Source organism: Pseudoxanthomonas sp. SORGH_AS_0997, assembly GCF_031453535.1.
In the GTDB taxonomy this organism is placed as follows: Bacteria; Pseudomonadota; Gammaproteobacteria; order Xanthomonadales; family Xanthomonadaceae; genus Pseudoxanthomonas_A; species Pseudoxanthomonas_A winnipegensis.
Genome location: NZ_JAVIZI010000001.1, coordinates 3,781,846 through 3,799,076, shown reverse-complemented (window position 1 = coordinate 3,799,076; position 17,231 = coordinate 3,781,846). Strand labels below are relative to the sequence as shown.

General features: G+C 68.4%; 12 protein-coding genes and 1 CRISPR repeat array (1 of these 13 running past the window's edge). Of the genes, 8 read left to right on the top strand and 4 right to left on the bottom strand.

All coding sequences use genetic code 11. The features are described from left to right. Window positions 1-234: 234 nt before the first annotated feature. Window positions 235-1,029 (bottom strand): helix-turn-helix transcriptional regulator, encoded by a 795-nt coding sequence (locus tag QE438_RS16520; protein WP_130523922.1) that lies wholly within the window; start codon window positions 1,027-1,029, stop codon window positions 235-237. 76 nt (window positions 1,030-1,105) lie between these two features. On the opposite strand from QE438_RS16520, the gene QE438_RS16515 reads away from it, so the two are divergent. After that, complete coding sequence (locus tag QE438_RS16515) at window positions 1,106-2,332, top strand: MFS transporter (protein WP_130514808.1); 1,227 nt, start codon at window positions 1,106-1,108, stop codon at window positions 2,330-2,332. Window positions 2,333-2,364: 32 nt separating this feature from the next. On the opposite strand, the gene QE438_RS16510 is transcribed toward QE438_RS16515, so the two are convergent. Next, a complete protein-coding gene (locus QE438_RS16510) occupies window positions 2,365-2,733 on the bottom strand; it encodes a hypothetical protein (protein WP_306994060.1) in 369 nt (122 codons plus the stop codon). A gap of 185 nt (window positions 2,734-2,918) precedes the next feature. Here QE438_RS16510 and QE438_RS16505 point away from each other — a divergent pair, with 185 nt between their 5' ends. The 3 genes from QE438_RS16505 to cas3f all read left to right on the top strand — a co-directional run bounded on the left by QE438_RS16505 (window position 2,919) and on the right by cas3f (window position 9,907). Then, window positions 2,919-5,273, top strand: coding sequence for a Tex family protein (locus QE438_RS16505; RefSeq protein WP_307184072.1), 2,355 nt, complete (start codon window positions 2,919-2,921; stop codon window positions 5,271-5,273). 237 nt (window positions 5,274-5,510) lie between these two features. Next, window positions 5,511-6,488 (top strand): type I-F CRISPR-associated endonuclease Cas1f, encoded by a 978-nt coding sequence (gene cas1f, locus QE438_RS16500; RefSeq protein ID WP_306994062.1) that lies wholly within the window; start codon window positions 5,511-5,513, stop codon window positions 6,486-6,488. Beyond that, window positions 6,485-9,907, top strand: coding sequence for a type I-F CRISPR-associated helicase Cas3f (gene cas3f / locus QE438_RS16495; protein WP_307184073.1), 3,423 nt, complete (start codon window positions 6,485-6,487; stop codon window positions 9,905-9,907). The genes cas1f and cas3f overlap by 4 nt, the downstream gene beginning before the upstream one ends. A 6-nt stretch (window positions 9,908-9,913) precedes the next feature. Here the strand turns inward: cas3f and QE438_RS16490 are convergent, their stop codons facing one another. Continuing rightward, a complete protein-coding gene (locus QE438_RS16490) occupies window positions 9,914-10,330 on the bottom strand; it encodes a type II toxin-antitoxin system VapC family toxin (RefSeq protein ID WP_131658729.1) in 417 nt (138 codons plus the stop codon). Further along, window positions 10,327-10,590 carry a plasmid stabilization protein gene (locus QE438_RS16485; RefSeq protein ID WP_131658730.1) on the bottom strand — a complete coding sequence of 88 codons (264 nt, stop codon included), beginning with the start codon at window positions 10,588-10,590 and terminating at the stop codon, window positions 10,327-10,329. Before QE438_RS16485 ends, QE438_RS16490 begins: the two co-directional genes overlap by 4 nt. A 462-nt stretch (window positions 10,591-11,052) precedes the next feature. Here QE438_RS16485 and csy1 point away from each other — a divergent pair, with 462 nt between their 5' ends. Genes csy1 through cas6f form a run of 4 tightly spaced genes read left to right on the top strand, consistent with a single transcriptional unit; the run spans window position 11,053 to window position 15,047 of the window. After that, window positions 11,053-12,423: a type I-F CRISPR-associated protein Csy1 gene (gene csy1 / locus QE438_RS16480; RefSeq protein WP_306994067.1), complete on the top strand. Its 1,371-nt coding sequence runs from the start codon at window positions 11,053-11,055 to the stop codon at window positions 12,421-12,423. Further along, a complete protein-coding gene (gene csy2, locus QE438_RS16475) occupies window positions 12,420-13,409 on the top strand; it encodes a type I-F CRISPR-associated protein Csy2 (RefSeq protein WP_306994069.1) in 990 nt (329 codons plus the stop codon). Before csy1 ends, csy2 begins: the two co-directional genes overlap by 4 nt. A 26-nt stretch (window positions 13,410-13,435) precedes the next feature. Then, window positions 13,436-14,476 carry a type I-F CRISPR-associated protein Csy3 gene (csy3, locus tag QE438_RS16470; protein WP_306994071.1) on the top strand — a complete coding sequence of 347 codons (1,041 nt, stop codon included), beginning with the start codon at window positions 13,436-13,438 and terminating at the stop codon, window positions 14,474-14,476. A gap of 4 nt (window positions 14,477-14,480) precedes the next feature. Then, entirely contained in the window at window positions 14,481-15,047 is a 567-nt protein-coding gene (gene cas6f / locus QE438_RS16465) for a type I-F CRISPR-associated endoribonuclease Cas6/Csy4 (RefSeq protein ID WP_306994072.1), read from the top strand. Between the two features lie 129 nt (window positions 15,048-15,176). Beyond that, window positions 15,177-17,231: direct repeats of the CRISPR family, unit length 27 nt; unit sequence GTTCGCTGCCGCGTAGGCAGCTCAGAA (it continues 2,774 nt past the right edge of the window).

Sequence of the window (17,231 nt, the reverse complement as noted above, 5' to 3'; positions counted from 1 at the left end):
CGGGGGCGGCGTCCGGACGCGTCGGTGTCGCGCAGCCCGTGGTCGCAAGGCCGCTCAGGGCCAGCCAGATCAGGCGCAGGGAGACGACGGCGGCAGATGGGGTCGGACGGTGCATGGAGATCGGTCTCGCTGCGAGAGAGAGGCCACCCCCGGATGGCCCGGTTCACCTTCTAGCAGCGCCCCGGAAAGGGGTCAAACCCGTCAGCCGCGACGTCTGTCCCAGCTTCAGTGTCTTCACCGGAAGAACTGGCTCGGCGTCTGCCCGAAGCGGCGCTTGAACATGGTCGCGAACGCGCTGGGGCTGTCGTAGCCCAGCGACAGCGCCACATCGATCACCTTCTCGCCCACCGCCAGGCGCTCCAGCGCGCGCAGCAGCCGCGCCTGCTGGCGCCACTGGCCGAAGGTCATGCCCAGCTCGCGCTGGCACAGGCGCTGGATCGTCTTGACGTCCACGTCCAGGCGCGCGGCCCAGTCCTGCAGGGTGGAGGCATCGTCGGGCGCCTGTTCCAGCTGGCGGCCGATCGCGCGCAGCCGCGCGTCGCGTGGCTCGGGCAGATGCAGGGGCAGCACCGGCAGGGTCTGCAGTTCGTCCAGGATCAGGCGCATGAGCCGGCCATCGCGCGAGTCGGCCGCGCACGGCGAGGCGACCTCGGCCGCGGCATGGATCAGCGCGGCCAGCAGCGGCGTCACCGAGACGGTCGAAGGCGCCTTCGGCGCGGCCGGCAGCGCGCCGGGCAGGATGTACAGGCTGCGCATGCGCACCAGGCCGATGCAGTGCACCTGATGCCCGACGCCCGCCGGCATCCACAGCGCGCGCGTGCTCGGCACCACCCAGCGGCCATCGCCGGCGCGCACCGCCAGCACGCCGCCTTCGGCGTAGACCAGCTGGTGCCGGTCGGGATGGTGGTGCAGCGGAATCCGCGTGTCGGCCGGGTAATCGCGGGCCAGGCAGGTCACCGGCACGTCGGCGGCCGCCCCGACGCGGCGGGATTCACCCAAGCCATCGATGTCCTTTTCGCGGGAGGTCATGACCAGATCGCGCAAGAAAGGCGTCGGCCGCGACTTTACCATGCGCCCCCTGCCCGTCCCGGACCGTGCCGCCGTCATGTCGACCACCACCGCGCCCCTGCCCGCCCAGCCCGCCACGTCAGCGCCCGCGCGCGGCCCGGTCGCGGTGGGCGTGCTCGCCGCGCTGACCGGCTCGCACCTGGTCAACGACATGATGCAGTCGCTGATCCTGGCGCTGTATCCGATCCTCAAGGGCCAGTTCCAGCTCAGCTTCGCCCAGGTCGGCCTGATCACCCTGACCTATCAGCTCACCGCTTCGCTGTTCCAGCCGCTGATCGGCCTGCGCACCGACCGCAAGCCGGCGCCGTACTCGCTGCCGATGGGCATGGGTTCCACGCTGTGCGGTCTGTTGCTGCTGGCCTATGCGCCCAACTTCGTCATGGTGCTGTGCGCGGCGATGCTGGTGGGCATCGGCTCGGCGGTGTTCCATCCCGAGTCCTCGCGCATCGCGCGGCTGGCCTCGGGCGGGCGGCATGGGCTGTCGCAGTCGGTGTTCCAGGTCGGCGGCAATACCGGCACGGCCATCGGCCCGCTGATCGCCGCAGCGGTGATCGTGCCCAACGGGCGCACCAGCGTGGCCTGGTTCGCCGGTGCGGCGCTGATCGGCATGGGCCTGCTGACCTATGTCGGGCGCTGGTACGGGCTGCAGCTGGCGCGCAGCGCGGCCAGGCCCAAGGCGGCGGCGCCGGCCGGCATCGCGCCGCTGCCGCGGCGCACGGTGGCCTGGGTGATCGGCGTGCTGCTGGTGCTGATCTTCAGCAAGTACTTCTACATCGCCGGCATCAGCAGCTACTACACCTTCTTCCTGATCCAGAAGTTCCACCTGTCCGTGCCCAGCGCGCAGCTGCATCTGTTCGGCTTCCTGCTGGCCTCGGCGGCGGGCACGCTGATCGGCGGGCCGGTGGGCGACCGCATCGGCCGCAAGCCGGTGATCTGGGCCTCGATCCTGGGCGTGGCGCCGTTCGCGCTGCTGCTCCCCTACGCCAGCCTGGGCTGGACCACGGTGCTGACGGTGATCATCGGCTTCGTGCTGTCCTCGGCGTTCTCGGCGATCCTGGTCTATGCGCAGGAGCTGATGCCGACCCGCATCGGCACGGTGTCCGGGCTGTTCTTCGGCTTCGCCTTCGGCATGGGCGGGCTGGGCGCGGCGGTGCTGGGCGTGCTGGCCGACCACACCAGCATCTTCTGGGTCTACCAGGTGATCTCGTTCCTGCCGCTGCTGGGCATCGTGGCCGCCTTCCTGCCCAACCGCCGGCACGCCTGAGCCGGCGTGCGGCCCGGCCCGCGCGGCAGCAGCTACCGCGCGCCGAGGCCGCGGATCAGCAGGACCAGGATCACCGCGACGACGACCAGCAGCACCGGCACCCACCGCCGGACGCCCGACCGTCGGGTTCGCGCATTCGCATCACCTGGCAATCCCGCCGCCTCCGGCGGTCGACGCGTATGACGCGTCGTGGCCTCGGCTGGGCGAGCGAACGAGGACTGCGCCAGGGTCAGCTGGGTCAGCCGCGTCATGTAGCGGTCGGCGAAGGCGATCTGCTCGGCCTCGGGCAACTGCTGGACGACGGCCTCCAGCGCGCGGCCGGCCTGGCGCAGCATCCGATCCTGTGGGCCTGCGAATTCGCGCGCGTGCTGTTCTGCCAACTGCTCTGGATCGGGGATCATGGTGACGTCCTGTCATGGGTGGTACTTCCGAGTCGGGCGGCGATCCACGGCCCTTAGTTCTTCTAGCAGCGGCTCGGCATCGCGTCAAACCGCAATTTGGACATCCGCGATGAAAGTCAACCGCTTGGACTGACGCACGCAGGAAGCCACAATCGCCGGCCCTGTAGTCCCGGTTGAACCACGCAATGGCAGCACTCTCCGCGGCGCTCGCGCGCCAGATCGCCCAGACCATCGCCGACGAGATCGGCGCGCAGGCCGCGCAGGCGCAGGCCGCCATCGCCCTGCTGGACGAAGGCGCCACGGTCCCGTTCATCGCGCGCTACCGCAAGGAAGTCACCGGCGGCCTGGACGACACCCAGCTGCGCACGCTGGAAACGCGCCTGGTCTACCTGCGCGAGCTGGAAGACCGCCGCGCCGCGATCCTGGCCAGCATCGACGAGCAGGGCAAGCTGACCGACGAACTGCGCAACGAACTGCTTGCCGCCGACAGCAAGTCGCGCCTGGAAGACCTCTACCTGCCCTACAAGCCCAAGCGCCGTACCCGCGCGCAGATCGCGCGCGAGGCCGGCCTGGAGCCGCTGGCCGACGGCCTGCTGGCCGACCCCACGCGCGTGCCGGAGGACTTCGCCGCCGGCTTCGTCGATGCCGACAAGGGCGTGGCCGACGCCAAGGCCGCGCTGGAAGGCGCGCGCGCCATCCTGATGGAGCGCTGGGGCGAGGACGCCGCGCTGCTGGGCGAACTGCGCACCTGGCTGCAGGACAACGGCGTGATCCGCGCCCGCGTGGTGGAAGGCAAGGAAGACGCCGGCGCCAAGTACCGCGACTACTTCGACCACAGCGAGGCGCTGGCCAAGATCCCCTCGCATCGCCTGCTGGCCCTGTTCCGCGCGCGCCGCGAGGAGTTCATCCAGCTCGACCTGGAGCCCGGCGCCGACGTCGAGGCCGGCAACGCCTATGCCGAAGGCCGCATCGCGCGCGCGGCCGGCATCGACCACCGCGGCCGCCCGGCCGACGCCTGGCTGGCGCAGGCCTGCCGCCTGACCTGGCGCGCCAAGCTGCACCTGCACCTGATGCTGGACCTGTTCAACCAGGCGCGCGAGAAGGCCGAAGGCGAGGCCATCGAAGTGTTCGGCGACAACCTCAAGGACCTGCTGCTGGCCGCCCCGGCCGGCCCCAAGACCGTGCTTGGCCTGGACCCCGGCATCCGCACCGGCTGCAAGGTCGCCGTGGTCGATGCCACCGGCAAGCTGGTGGCTACCGACACCATCTACCCGCACGAACCCAAGCGCCAGTGGGAGCAGTCGCTGCAGACGCTCAAGCGCCTGTGCCAGCAGCACGACGTGGCGCTGATCGCCATCGGCAACGGCACCGCCAGCCGCGAGACCGACAAGCTGGCCGGCGAGGTCATCAAGGCCTGCAACAATCCCAAGCTGCAGAAGATCGTGGTCAGCGAGGCCGGCGCCTCGGTGTATTCGGCTTCGGAAACCGCGGCCAAGGAATTCCCCAACCTGGACGTGTCGCTGCGCGGCGCGGTGTCCATCGCCCGCCGCCTGCAGGACCCGCTGGCCGAGCTGGTGAAGATCGAACCCAAGGCCATCGGCGTGGGCCAGTACCAGCACGACGTGGACCAGTTCCGCCTGGCGCGCGCCCTGGACGCGAAGGTGGAGGACTGCGTCAACGCGGTCGGCGTGGACGTCAACACCGCCTCGGCCGCGCTGCTCACGCGCGTGTCCGGCCTGTCCCAGGCCGTGGCCGAGAACATCGTGGTCTACCGCGACCAGCACGGCCCCTACCCCACCCGCAAGGCACTGCTGAAGGTGCCGCGCCTGGGCGAGAAGACCTTCGAGCAGTGCGCCGGCTTCCTGCGCATCAACGACGGCGAGCAGCCGCTGGACGCCTCCGCGGTGCACCCGGAGGCCTATCCGGTGGTCGAGCGCATCCTGGCCCAGGCCGACGGCAAGACCATCAAGCAGATCATCGGCGACACCGCCTTCCTGCGCGGGCTCAAGGCCGAGCGCCTGACCGATGAGACCTTCGGCGTGCCCACCGTGCGCGACATCCTCAAGGAACTGGAGAAGCCCGGACGCGACCCGCGCCCGGAGTTCAAGGCCGCGCGCTTCGCCGAGGGCGTGGAGGACATCAAGGACCTGCGCGAAGGCATGATCCTGGAAGGCGTGGTGAGCAACGTGGCCGCCTTCGGCGCGTTCGTGGACATCGGCGTGCACCAGGACGGCCTGGTCCACATCTCCGCCCTGTCCGACACCTACGTCAAGGACCCACGCGAAGTGGTCAAGGCCGGCGACATCGTCAAGGTCAAGGTGCTCGAGGTGGACGTGGCGCGCAAGCGCATCGCCCTGACCCGCCGCCTGGACGACGTCCCCGGCGCCCCCACCAGCGGCCCGCGCGAGGACCGCACTGCGCGGGGCAATGAACGTGGCGGCGCGCGCCACGGCGGCGGCAACGCACGGCCGCCCAAGCCCACCGCACCGCCTGCGGACAATGCGCTAGCTGCGGCGTTTGCTCGGGCGCGGGGGAAGTGATTGCGCGCGTGCGGCCCAAACACGGGTGATTCGCACGCACTCGCCCAACCCAGGTCCGTCATCCCCGCGCAAGCGGGGATCCAGGGACTTTCGCGCGGACGCTGACGGCACCATCGTCGATGGGCGAGCCAGCATCCGCGGCTTGTCGCAGCCTGCGCGACCAGCACGCGTAGACTCCGAACCAGCCTAGCCGACAGAGGCGGTGCGCAGGTGTGTACCGGTCGGGGGCGTGTCGCCATGGAAGATCTGTCACCGTCGGACTTAAAGACGATCCTGCATTCCAAGCGGGCCAATCTTTACTACCTCCAGCATTGCCGCGTCCTGGTCAACGGCGGCCGGGTCGAATACGTCACCGACGCAGGCAAGCGATCGCTGTACTGGAACATCCCGATCGCCAACACCACCACGATCCTGCTTGGCACCGGCACCTCGGTCACGCAGGCGGCGATGCGCGAACTGGCAAAGGCCGGCGTGCTGGTCGGCTTCTGCGGAGGTGGTGGCACGCCGCTGTTCACCGCCAACGAGATGGACGTCGAGGTGGCCTGGTTCTGCCCGCAGAGCGAGTACCGGCCGACCGAGTACCTGCAGGCCTGGGTACGGTTCTGGTTCGACGACGACTTGCGCCTGGCGGCGGCGAAGGCCTTCCAGCAGGCGCGCGCGCGACGCATTGGCGAACAGTGGCGGCATCGCGCGCTGCGCGAGGCCGGGTTCGCGCCGGACACCGCTCGGCTCGACGCGCTGCTCGCGCGCACGGCCGGGCAGATCGAGCTCGCGCAGGACAGCACCGCGCTGTTGACCGAGGAAGCGCGCCTGACCAAGGCGCTGTTCAAGCTGGCGGTGGACACGGTCGGCTATGGCGAATTCACCCGCGCCAAGCGCGGCACGGGCAGCGATCCGGCCAACCGCTTCCTCGACCACGGTAACTATCTGGCCTACGGCCTGGGCGCCACCGCCGCCTGGGTGCTGGGGCTGCCGCACGGGCTGGCGGTGCTGCATGGCAAGACCCGGCGCGGCGGACTGGTGTTCGACGTGGCCGACCTGGTCAAGGATGCCAGCATCCTGCCGCAGGCCTTCGTCTCGGCCATGCGCGGCGATGACGAGCAGACCTTTCGCCGCGGCTGCATCGAGGCGCTGACCCGCAGCGAGTCGCTGGACTTCATGATCGATAAGCTCAAGGCGGTCGCGCTGGACATCGCCGCGCAGGTCAAGGCATGAACATCCTGCTGGTGTCCGAGTGCGACAAGCGCGCCCTGACCGAAACCCGGCGCATACTCGACCAGTTCGCCGAACGTCGCGGCGAACGCACCTGGCAGACGCCGATCACCCAGGCCGGATTGGACGCGCTGCGCCGGCTGCTGCGCAAGACCGCACGCAAGAACACCGCCGTGGCCTGCCATTGGATCCGCGGCCTGGACCACAGCGAACTGCTGTGGATCGTCGGCGATGCGCGCCGTTTCAACGCCGAGGGCGCGGTGCCCACCAACACCACCGTGCGCAACGTGCTGCGAGGCGAGGACGAGAACGACTGGCACAGCGCCGAGGACATCCGCCTGCTCGCCCAGCTTGGCGCCCTGCTGCACGACCTGGGCAAGGCCAGCCTCGCCTTCCAGCGACGCCTGCGCGGTCAGCTGCAGGAAAAAAATCTATATCGCCACGAGTGGGTCTCGCTGCGGCTGTTCCAGGCCTTCGTCGGCGACGACGACGATGCGGGCTGGCTGGCGCGGCTGGCAGCGGCGGAGTACGACCAGACCTCGTGGACCGCGCCGGGCCGCTACCTGCGGGACGGCGTCGATCCCGGCATCGAACGTCACCCGTTCCGGTCTATGCAGGCGCGCGCGCCACTGGCGGCCGCCGTGGCCTGGTTGATCGTCACCCACCATCGCCTGCCGGTGATCCCCGCGCGGAACGAGGACGGCACCCAGGCCCGGCTGGGGCGGCGTGCCTCGGAGTTCAGGCACGCCTGGCTCACCACGCCGTTGGCGGAGGTCGCCCACGACTGGAACGAGGTGCGGCCCGCAGCCGGCGCCGATGCGAAGCCGTACTGGGAACTGGCCGGTGAGCTGCCCGTCATCGCCGCGGGATGGCGCACGCAGGCGGCGCGACTGGCGCGCCGGCTCGCAGCTCTGCGCGGCCGACGCGACGGTGACTGGCTCGGCAATGCCTACGTCATGCATCTGGCGCGGCTGTGCCTGATGCTGGCCGACCACCATTACTCCAGCCTGAGCCTGAACAAGGCGGGCCAGCCGGTCGCCGCACGCCAAGGCTTCGTACGGAGCGGGCAGACGCTCTTCGCCAATACCGCAAAGAACCTCCACGGCGAACGCATCGCCAACCAGTCGCTGCTTGAGCACCTGCTCGGCGTCGCCCACAGCGCCGGCCTGATCGCCCATGCCCTGCCAGGCTTTGAACGCCACCTGCCACGGCTGGCCCAGCATCGAGGCCTGCGCAAGCGCAGTGCCGATCCGCGCTTCTCCTGGCAGGACAAGGCCTTCGATGCCGCGGCCAGTCTGCGCGGGCAGGCCGTCGAACACGGTGCCTTCGTGGTCAACATGGCCTCCACTGGTTGCGGCAAGACCCTGGCCAACGCGCGCATCCTGTATGCCCTGGCGGATCCGCAGCTTGGCCTGCGCGCCAGCTACGCGCTCGGCCTGCGCACGCTGACCCTGCAGACCGGCCGCAGTTACCGCCACGACCTGCACCTGGGCGACGACGAGCTGGCGGTGCTGGTCGGCGGATCGGCCAGCCGCGCGCTGTTCGAATTCCACGAGCGTCAGGCCGAAGCCGGTGGCTCGGCTTCGGTGCAGTCGCTGCTGGAGGAAGACAGCCGCGTGCTCTACGACGGCAACGTGGCCGACCACCCGCTGCTGTCGCGCGCCCTGGCCGATGCCGACATCCGCAAGCTGCTTTCCGCGCCGATGCTGGTCTGCACGGTGGACCACCTGGCGCCCGCAACCGAGGCCCTGCGCGCCGGGCGCCAGATCGCGCCGATGCTGCGGCTGATGAGCGCCGACCTGGTGCTGGACGAACTGGACGACTACGACCTCGACGATCTGCCGGCGCTGACGCGGCTGGTGCACTGGGCCGGCATGCTCGGCACGCGGGTGGTGCTGTCGTCGGCGACGCTGCCGCCGGCGCTGGTGGAGGGCATGTTCATGGCTTACCGGGCCGGACGCCGCCTCCATCGCCGCAATCGCGGTGCCGACGGCGGCCGCGATGAAGCGCCGGTCGAGGTGCCATGCCTGTGGACAGACGAGTTCGGCGTGCACGTGCAGACCTGCCCTGACGATGCGACATTCGCTGCGGGGCATCGGTCCTTCGTCGACAAGCGCGTCCCCAGGCTGGAACAAGACGAGCCACTGCGCCTGGCCGAAGTCATCCAGCTGCCCGTCGTCGCACAACAACGCGAACGCATCCGCAGCGACTTTGCCGCCCATTTGCATCGCGCCTGCCTGCGTCTCCACGCCGATCACGCCAACGTCGACCCGATCAGCGGCAAGCGAGTCAGCTTTGGCATTGTGCGCATGGCCAACATCGACCCGCTGATCGATGTCGCCTGCGCCCTGCACATACAAGGCGCGCCGGAAGGGACGCAAATCCACTTGTGCGCTTACCACGCGCGCTTTCCGCTGGTGCAGCGCTCGGCTATCGAGCAGATGCTCGATACCGCGTTCAATCGCCGCAACAAGGACGCCATCTGGCGAATGCCCTCCGTACGAGCCGCGCTCGACGCGCATTCGGCACCTGATCAGCTGTTCGTGGTGCTGGCCTCGCCGGTGTGCGAAGTGGGCCGCGACTGGGATGCGGACTGGGCCGTAGTCGAACCCTCCTCGATGCGATCACTGATCCAACTGGCCGGCCGCGTACAGCGGCATCGCCGCTGCGCGCCGCGTACGGCGAACGTCCTGGTGTTCGACACCAATCTGAAAGCACTTGAGTCACCAGGCAGCGGAAGGCCCGCCTTCTGCCTGCCAGGATTCGAGAAGCGCACCGCGGACGAACGCTTTCTGCTGGCCTCGCACCGTCTCACCGATGTGCTACGCGCGCAGGACTTCCATCGCGTGGATGCCATCGCGCGGATCCGCCCGCGCGCCGAGACCGACTGGCGGCCGCGCCACGACCTGGTCGATCTGGAACAGGCACGCATCGCCGCCAGCATGCGCCCCTACCACGCGCCTACGGCAGCGGGTTCTTCGCGCCGTGCGCCGCCACCTTCGCCGGAATCTGAACCCGATCATGCGCCGCTGGGGTGGCGATATCCGCAGGCAGCGCTGATCGGCGTACTGCCGCAGCAGCAGCCCTTCCGCAACGACCGCGAGCCCAAGACTACGCTGGTGTTCCTGCCCGGCGAGGAAGAGGACGAATGGATTCCGTATCGCGTCGAGGAGGCGCTGGAGCGCGGCGGCCAGTCGCCCTACGTTCCGGCGTGCGAACTGCTGCACGAGATCGCCTTGGAACCGGCCCCGGGCATTGCCGTCTGGGGCGGTTTCGAATTGCCCACATTGCTGACCGAACAGGCCGGGGCATTGGACCGCCCTCTGGCCGCCATCGCACCGGCGTACACGATGCTGCAACTGCCGCGCAGCGACCAAGGCTGGCGCTGGCATCCTTGGCTGGGCTTCACCCGCAGGCGCTGAGGCGGCTCAATGCCAGGGATCGACCAACGCGATGCCGCAGTCGGCGAAATCCCGCACGTTGCGGGTCGCCAAGGTCGCGCCGTGCGCTTGGACGATGCCGGCGATCATCTCGTCCGATTGCGATACCGAGGCCCCGCGTCTGCGCCGCGCCACGGCGATCCCGACATGGGCATCGGCGGCGCGGTCGTCGTAGGGAAGAATCCGTCCCGACAGGCGTTCGTCGAGGAGGCGCGCCAGCCCCTGGAGCAGCACCTGCTTGCGCCGCCCTTCGGGCATGCGGTGCACGCCGAACAGCAACTCGTAGCGCGTAATGGCAGTAGTGAACAGCACGTCGCCCGGGTGCTGTGCCATCCAGGCCAGCACCCGGGCCTCGGGCGCAGGCTTGAACAGCTCCGAGATAACGTTGGTGTCCAGCACGATCACGGGTCGTACTCGCCCCCACTGAAGTCCGGCGGCTCACGCAGCGGGATGCGCTGCGGAAGCTCCAGCTCGACCCCACCGAAAGGTTCGACCAGGGCGCGGATGTCCTCCACCAGCGCGCGCCCGCTCGGCGGCTCGGTCTTGAGCGCGTTGCGCAGGATGCTGCGCGCCTCCTCCTCCATCGACTGCCCGTGGCGCGCCGCCCGCAGACGCAGGCGCGCCTTCAGTTCGTCGTCGAGGTTGCGAATGGTCATGGTGGCCATGGAGAGCCCTCCGGAGTGACTGCAATGATTGCATTGTAGTCACTCCCGGAGGGAAGAACTGCCTGCGCGGCAGCAAGTTCAAGAGCGAGCGTCATTAGCGCTACAGACTTTCTGAGCTGCCTACGCGGCAGCGAGCCCGGCCCAGGACTTGATCCCGACAATCCGGTGCCCCTATAGTACCAGCCGAAGCTTAATTCTTAGAACATCATTTTCACTACAGACGGTTAAAAGCCCGGACTTACGAGCAGGTAAGTCCGGGACTGCAGCAGCCGGGTGGAGCCGGGGCCCACGCACAGGGTTCAGATGTGCGATGCCGAGGGTGCAGGAAGTGATCGAAACGACGCATCGACGCTTCATCAGAAGATGCGATTGAGGGCCAAGCCCTCCAACACTCCCTGCGGCGGCTAGCTGCCGCAGGGATTCTACAGGCATGCCCCGGACGGGGCGTATGAAAGGACTCATATGACCGAAGAGCTACACCCCACTTCTCGGGCCGGGCGTTTTCGCCAGGCCATCGCCGCCTTCATCGAGACCCGCCGCGCGGCCAAGCTGAAGGGACAGGAGGACGCAGCCGGGGCCGCGTCCAAGTACGACTACGCCACCTGGCTCGCCGATGCCGCGCGCCGGGTGGGGCAGATCCAGGCGGTCACCCACGTGCTCAAGGCCACCCATCCGGACGCGCGCGGCAGCAGCCTGCACGTTGCGCCGGGCGGCCTGCCGGCGCACGCCGAGATCGGCAGCCATGTGCTGGGCAAGGACTATGCCGAGGACGTGGTCGGCAACGCCGCGGCGCTGGACGTGTTCAAGTTCCTCAAGGTCGAGGTCGAGGGCCGGCGCCTGCTGGACTGGATGCAGGCCAGCGACGCCGATCTGCTGGCCGCCCTGTCCGGCGACGCCGCGCAGGCGGCGGGTTGGATGCAGGCCTTCGCCTCGCTGGTGCGCGAGGACCAGCGGCCGGCCTCGCACCCGATGGCCAAGCAGGTCTACTGGCTGGTCGGCGACGATCCCCTGGACGATGGCGGCTATCACCTGCTGCAGCCGATGTTCTCCAGCACGCTGGCGCACGCGGTGCATACCGAGATCCAGGACGCGCGCTTCGGCGAGGCCAACACGGCCGCGCGCCAGGCCTTCCGCGCCGGCGCGCCGGCGGAGGCCGTCTATCGCGACTATCGCGGCCTGGTCGTGCGCAAGCTGGGCGGCACCAAGCCGCAGAACATCTCCCAGCTCAACAGCGAGCGCGGCGGCGTGAACTACCTGCTGCCGTCCTTGCCGCCGCCGGCGTGGGCGCCGCGCGGCAGCAACCTGTTCAAGCGCGAGTCCGCCTTCGATGAGCTGCTCCGGTTCGGCGGGGTGCGCGAGCTGGTGTATGCGCTGGCCGACTTCCTCAAGGCCAATCCCGACCCGGTGGCGGACACCCGCGAGCAGCGCGACACCCTGGCCCAGGCGATCGCCGACGAACTGGGCATGTTCGGCGCGACGATCCGCGGCGGCTACGCGCCGGGCTGGTCGCGCGAGGCGGAATGCCAGCTGCCCGACTGCGAGCAGCTATGGCTCGACCCGGGACGGTACGACCTGGACATCCGCCACGATCCGCAGCATCCGGAGTGGACCACGCAGGACGAGGCCTTTCGCCGCGACTACGACTGGGGCGACTGGCCCGACGAACTGGCGACCCGCTTCGGACTGTGGCTCAACGGCCAGCTGCGCAAGCGCGGAGACGATGCCCTGGTGGGGCTCAACGAGCCGGAGATGCGCCATTGGGCCAAGCAGGCGGTCCTCGATGTCGCCTGGCCGGTACCCATGCAGCGCCGCGCAAACAGAGGTGCGGCATGAGCGCCCTGCCCCGCTTCACCCATCTGATGGTGCTGCCGCACCTGCGCGTGCAGAACGCCAATGCGATCTCCAGCCCGCTGACCCACGGCTTTCCTTCCATGACGGCCTTCCTCGGCCTGATGTGGGCGCTGGAGCGCAAGGCACGCCAGGCAGGACTGGCGCTGGAGTTCAACGCCGTCGGCGTGGTCAACCATGGCTGGCAGGAACAGGTAACCGAGGGCGGCTTCGTCAAGTCCTTCCGCCTAACCCGCAACCCGGTGGACAAGGACGGCAGCACCGCCGCCATCGTCGAGGAGGGCCGCATCCACCTCGACCTGAGCCTGGTCCTGGCGGTCCATGCCGAGCACTGGGACGCGCAAGCACAGGCGGCAGATGTCTCACGCATCGCCGAGCTGCTGGCCGGCATGCGCGTGGCCGGCGGCAGCGTGCTGGCGCCCGCTCATCCCATGGCGTGGCGCCAGCGTCCCTGGCTGGCCGGGATCACCGGCAGCGAGGAGGATCGGCGCAAGGCGTTCCGCGAGGTCTGCCTGCGGCTGCTGCCCGGCTCGGCGCTGGTCGCACGCGACGACCTGCTCGACGCGCGCCTGTCCCAGCTGCGCGCGGCGGCGCCCGAGACCACGCGCCTGGAGGCATGGCTGTCGTTCTCACGCCTCCACTGGCGTCACGACCCACAGGCGGACCACAACAAGGGCCGCTGGGTCAGTGACCGCAGGAAGGGCAGCGGCTGGATCGTGCCGATCCCGGTGGGCTACGGCGCGCTCGGCCCGGTGCACGCTGCGGGCAGCGTGGCCCACGCCCGCGATGCCGCCACGCCGTTCCGCTTCGTCGAAAGCCTGTACTCCCTGGGCGAGTGGATCGGCACCCACCGCCTGCAGGCCCCGCACCACCTGCTCTGGTACGCCGACAGCCGCCCCGACGACGGCCTGTATCGCTGCCGCAACGACTACCGCCCTGCCGGCTCCACGGCCGATCCGCTCTCCGCTTGATGCCCATCACGACAAGGAATTCCATCATGGCAACCGAAGCCCTCAAGACCGCCTCCGTCCTCGCCTTCGAGCGCAAGCTCGACCCGTCCGATGCCCTGCTCTTCGCCGGCCCCTGGGACCAGCGCAACGACGACGCCGACTGGCAGCCGGTCCTGGTTCGCGAGAAATCCGTGCGCGGCACCATCTCCAACCGCCTCAAGACCAGCGGCCAGGATCCGGCCAAGCTGGACGCGGCCATCCAGAGCCCCAACCTGCAGACCGTGGACGTGGCCGCGCTGCCCGCCGATGCCGACACGCTGAAGGTGCAGTTCACCCTGCGCATCCTCAGCGGCGTTGGCGACCCGTCCGCCTGCAACGACGCCGGCTACCGCCGCAAGCTGCTGGACACCGTGGCCGGCTACGTCCGCGAACACGGCCTGGGCGAGCTGGCACGACGCTACGCCGCCAACCTCGCCAACGGGCGTTTCCTCTGGCGCAATCGCATCGGCGCCGAGCAGGCCGAGGTCCACGTGGCCCATCTGCAGGACGGACTTCCGGTCGCCGAGTGGCGCTTCGATGCGCTGGCCCATGCCATGCCGACGCTGGCGCCGCCGCCGGCGCAGGCCGCATCCGTGAGCGCGCTGGCCGCGGTGATCGAAGCCGGCCTTGCCGGTACAGCCCACGCGCTGTTGCGCGTCACCGCCTTCGTCCGCCTGGGTCATGGCCAGGAGGTGTTTCCTTCGCAGGAGCTCATCCTCGACCGCGGACGCGGCGACAAGAGCAAGACCTTGTACAAGATCGGAGACGACAAGGACGCCGCGGCCGCCATCCACTCGCAGAAGATCGGCAACGCCCTGCGCACCATCGACACCTGGTATCCAGGGGCCGATGAGAATGGCGCCATCGCCGTGGAGCCGTATGGCTCGGTCACGACCCAGGGCAAGGCGTACCGGCAGCCCAAGGAGAAGCAGGACTTCTACACCTTGCTGGATGCCTGGGTGCTCAAGGACAAGGTCCCGCCGGTCGAGCAGCAGCACTTCGTGATCGCCACGCTGGTGCGCGGCGGCGTCTTCGGCGAGGCGGGTTGAGGCCATGACCACGCACTTCATCGACCTGCGCGTGCTGCCCGACCCGGAGACCGGGCCGGCGCAGCTGCTGGGCGCGCTGTACGGCCGCCTGCATCTGGCCCTGGTCCGGCACCGTCGCGACGACATCGGCGTCAGCTTTCCCCACTACAGCCTCAACCCGCGGGCGCTGGGGCCCGTTCTGCGCCTGCATGGGACGGCCGAAGCCTTGCGCGGATTGATGGACACCGCCTGGCTGGGTGGCATGCGTGACCACGTTCGTATCGGCGAACTGGCGCCCGCGCCCCAGCATGCCGAGCACCGCACCCTGCAGCGACGGCAGTTCAAGACCAGCGTCGACCGCCTGCGCCGCCGCCGCATGCAGCGCAAGGGCGAGACCGCCGAGCAGGCGGCGCATGCAATTCCCGAAAGTGTCCAACGGCAACCCGACCTGCCCTATGTGCATCTGCGCAGCAGCAGCACCGCCCAGCCATTCTGCCTGTTCCTTGCCCGCGGACCACTGTGCGAGCAACCAGTGCTCGGCCCCTTCAACAGCCACGGCCTGAGCAGCAGCGTCACCGTGCCCTGGTTCTGACCCTTTTCTCCGCCGCGGGCGGACGCTCTTTGAAAATCAATTACTTGGCCACGACCCTCGGAAAAGGGGGCGTGGCCTTTTCTGCGACTATTCTTTGGGAATTCAGGGGCTTAGGAAAGGAAGTGTGTAGTTCGCTGCCGCGTAGGCAGCTCAGAAAATGCTGTGGTTGATGGATCAAGGCTACTTGACGTTCGCTGCCGCGTAGGCAGCTCAGAAAAGACGAAGCCGACCACGAAGTTCGCGAAGATGGTTCGCTGCCGCGTAGGCAGCTCAGAAAAAACAGATCCACGTTGACCAACTGCAGATATTGTTCGCTGCCGCGTAGGCAGCTCAGAAATTACGCAGATCGACGTCCTTGCGCGTCGCCTTGTTCGCTGCCGCGTAGGCAGCTCAGAAACACAACGGGAGCATCGTCCGCCAGCCAAGTGCGTTCGCTGCCGCGTAGGCAGCTCAGAAAGCCTGCCCTCTCCACCCCATCCCACGCCAGCCGTTCGCTGCCGCGTAGGCAGCTCAGAAAATGTCGGTCTCCGTAGGTGAGGGTGGGTCGCAGTTCGCTGCCGCGTAGGCAGCTCAGAAAATAGGGCGTCCACAGGCTCAGGCGCCAAATTTGTTCGCTGCCGCGTAGGCAGCTCAGAAATGCGCAGCGAGAAGGGGTGGACCGAGAAGCAGGTTCGCTGCCGCGTAGGCAGCTCAGAAAAGCATCGTGCCCGCCGACGCAAGCCTGGGCTCGTTCGCTGCCGCGTAGGCAGCTCAGAAATGGCCGAAAATCCTTGTCTCGGCGCCTTCACCGTTCGCTGCCGCGTAGGCAGCTCAGAAAGCGCTGAAAGGCTGGCAAGGGCAGCTGCCAGTGTTCGCTGCCGCGTAGGCAGCTCAGAAATGCTGCGGCTGAAGGCCCTGGGCGAAGCAGAGGTTCGCTGCCGCGTAGGCAGCTCAGAAATGCTGGCCTTCGCCGAGGTGGTGAACGATTTCGTTCGCTGCCGCGTAGGCAGCTCAGAAAGATCACAGGAGGGATGACGACCGGCGGCGTGTGTTCGCTGCCGCGTAGGCAGCTCAGAAATAAGCCGACCAAGTTCGACGGCATCTTGGTGGGTTCGCTGCCGCGTAGGCAGCTCAGAAATGCGCCGCCCATTCGTCATCCTGACCGGCATCGTTCGCTGCCGCGTAGGCAGCTCAGAAATGAAAGACGAGACGGACCGGGAGAAGAAGACCGTTCGCTGCCGCGTAGGCAGCTCAGAAAGAATCCGAACGCAAGTATCAGGAGGCCTTCGCGTTCGCTGCCGCGTAGGCAGCTCAGAAATGGGACGGCAACAAGCACACCGAGCGCGGGCAGTTCGCTGCCGCGTAGGCAGCTCAGAAATGCTCAGCTTCGCCGCGATCACGGACGACCCGGTTCGCTGCCGCGTAGGCAGCTCAGAAAATGCCTGTGGGCAGCGTCAACACGGTGGTGCCGTTCGCTGCCGCGTAGGCAGCTCAGAAACGCAGAGATGGCCGCGCGCGCAGGGCCGTAGAGTTCGCTGCCGCGTAGGCAGCTCAGAAATGGGCAAGCGCTACGACGCCGTCGCGACAGTGAGTTCGCTGCCGCGTAGGCAGCTCAGAAACGATCCAGGAGTTCAGCTTGGCTTCGTACTTCGTTCGCTGCCGCGTAGGCAGCTCAGAAAGCCACCGGCGACCAGGGCGCTGCCTCCGCCACGTTCGCTGCCGCGTAGGCAGCTCAGAAAATCGCCGCCCAGGCCGGGGAGAAGTCCAATGGGTTCGCTGCCGCGTAGGCAGCTCAGAAAAAGGATTTCCGCCGTTGGCTCACGCGGCACCAGTTCGCTGCCGCGTAGGCAGCTCAGAAACAGACGGCCGGGCATTCGTCATCCACGTCCACGTTCGCTGCCGCGTAGGCAGCTCAGAAATGAGCTGGTTCCCACGGCTCTCCGCCCTGGCCGTTCGCTGCCGCGTAGGCAGCTCAGAAATGTTGGGGCGCACTTGTAGCAAGTCGCGGTTGGTTCGCTGCCGCGTAGGCAGCTCAGAAAAGCTCGCGCATGCGCTTCGAGTGGCGGTCCAGGTTCGCTGCCGCGTAGGCAGCTCAGAAATACGAATCCTCCGTGAGGTCAGGTGACGACACGTTCGCTGCCGCGTAGGCAGCTCAGAAAGCCACCGGCAACCAGGGCGCTGCCTCCGCCACGTTCGCTGCCGCGT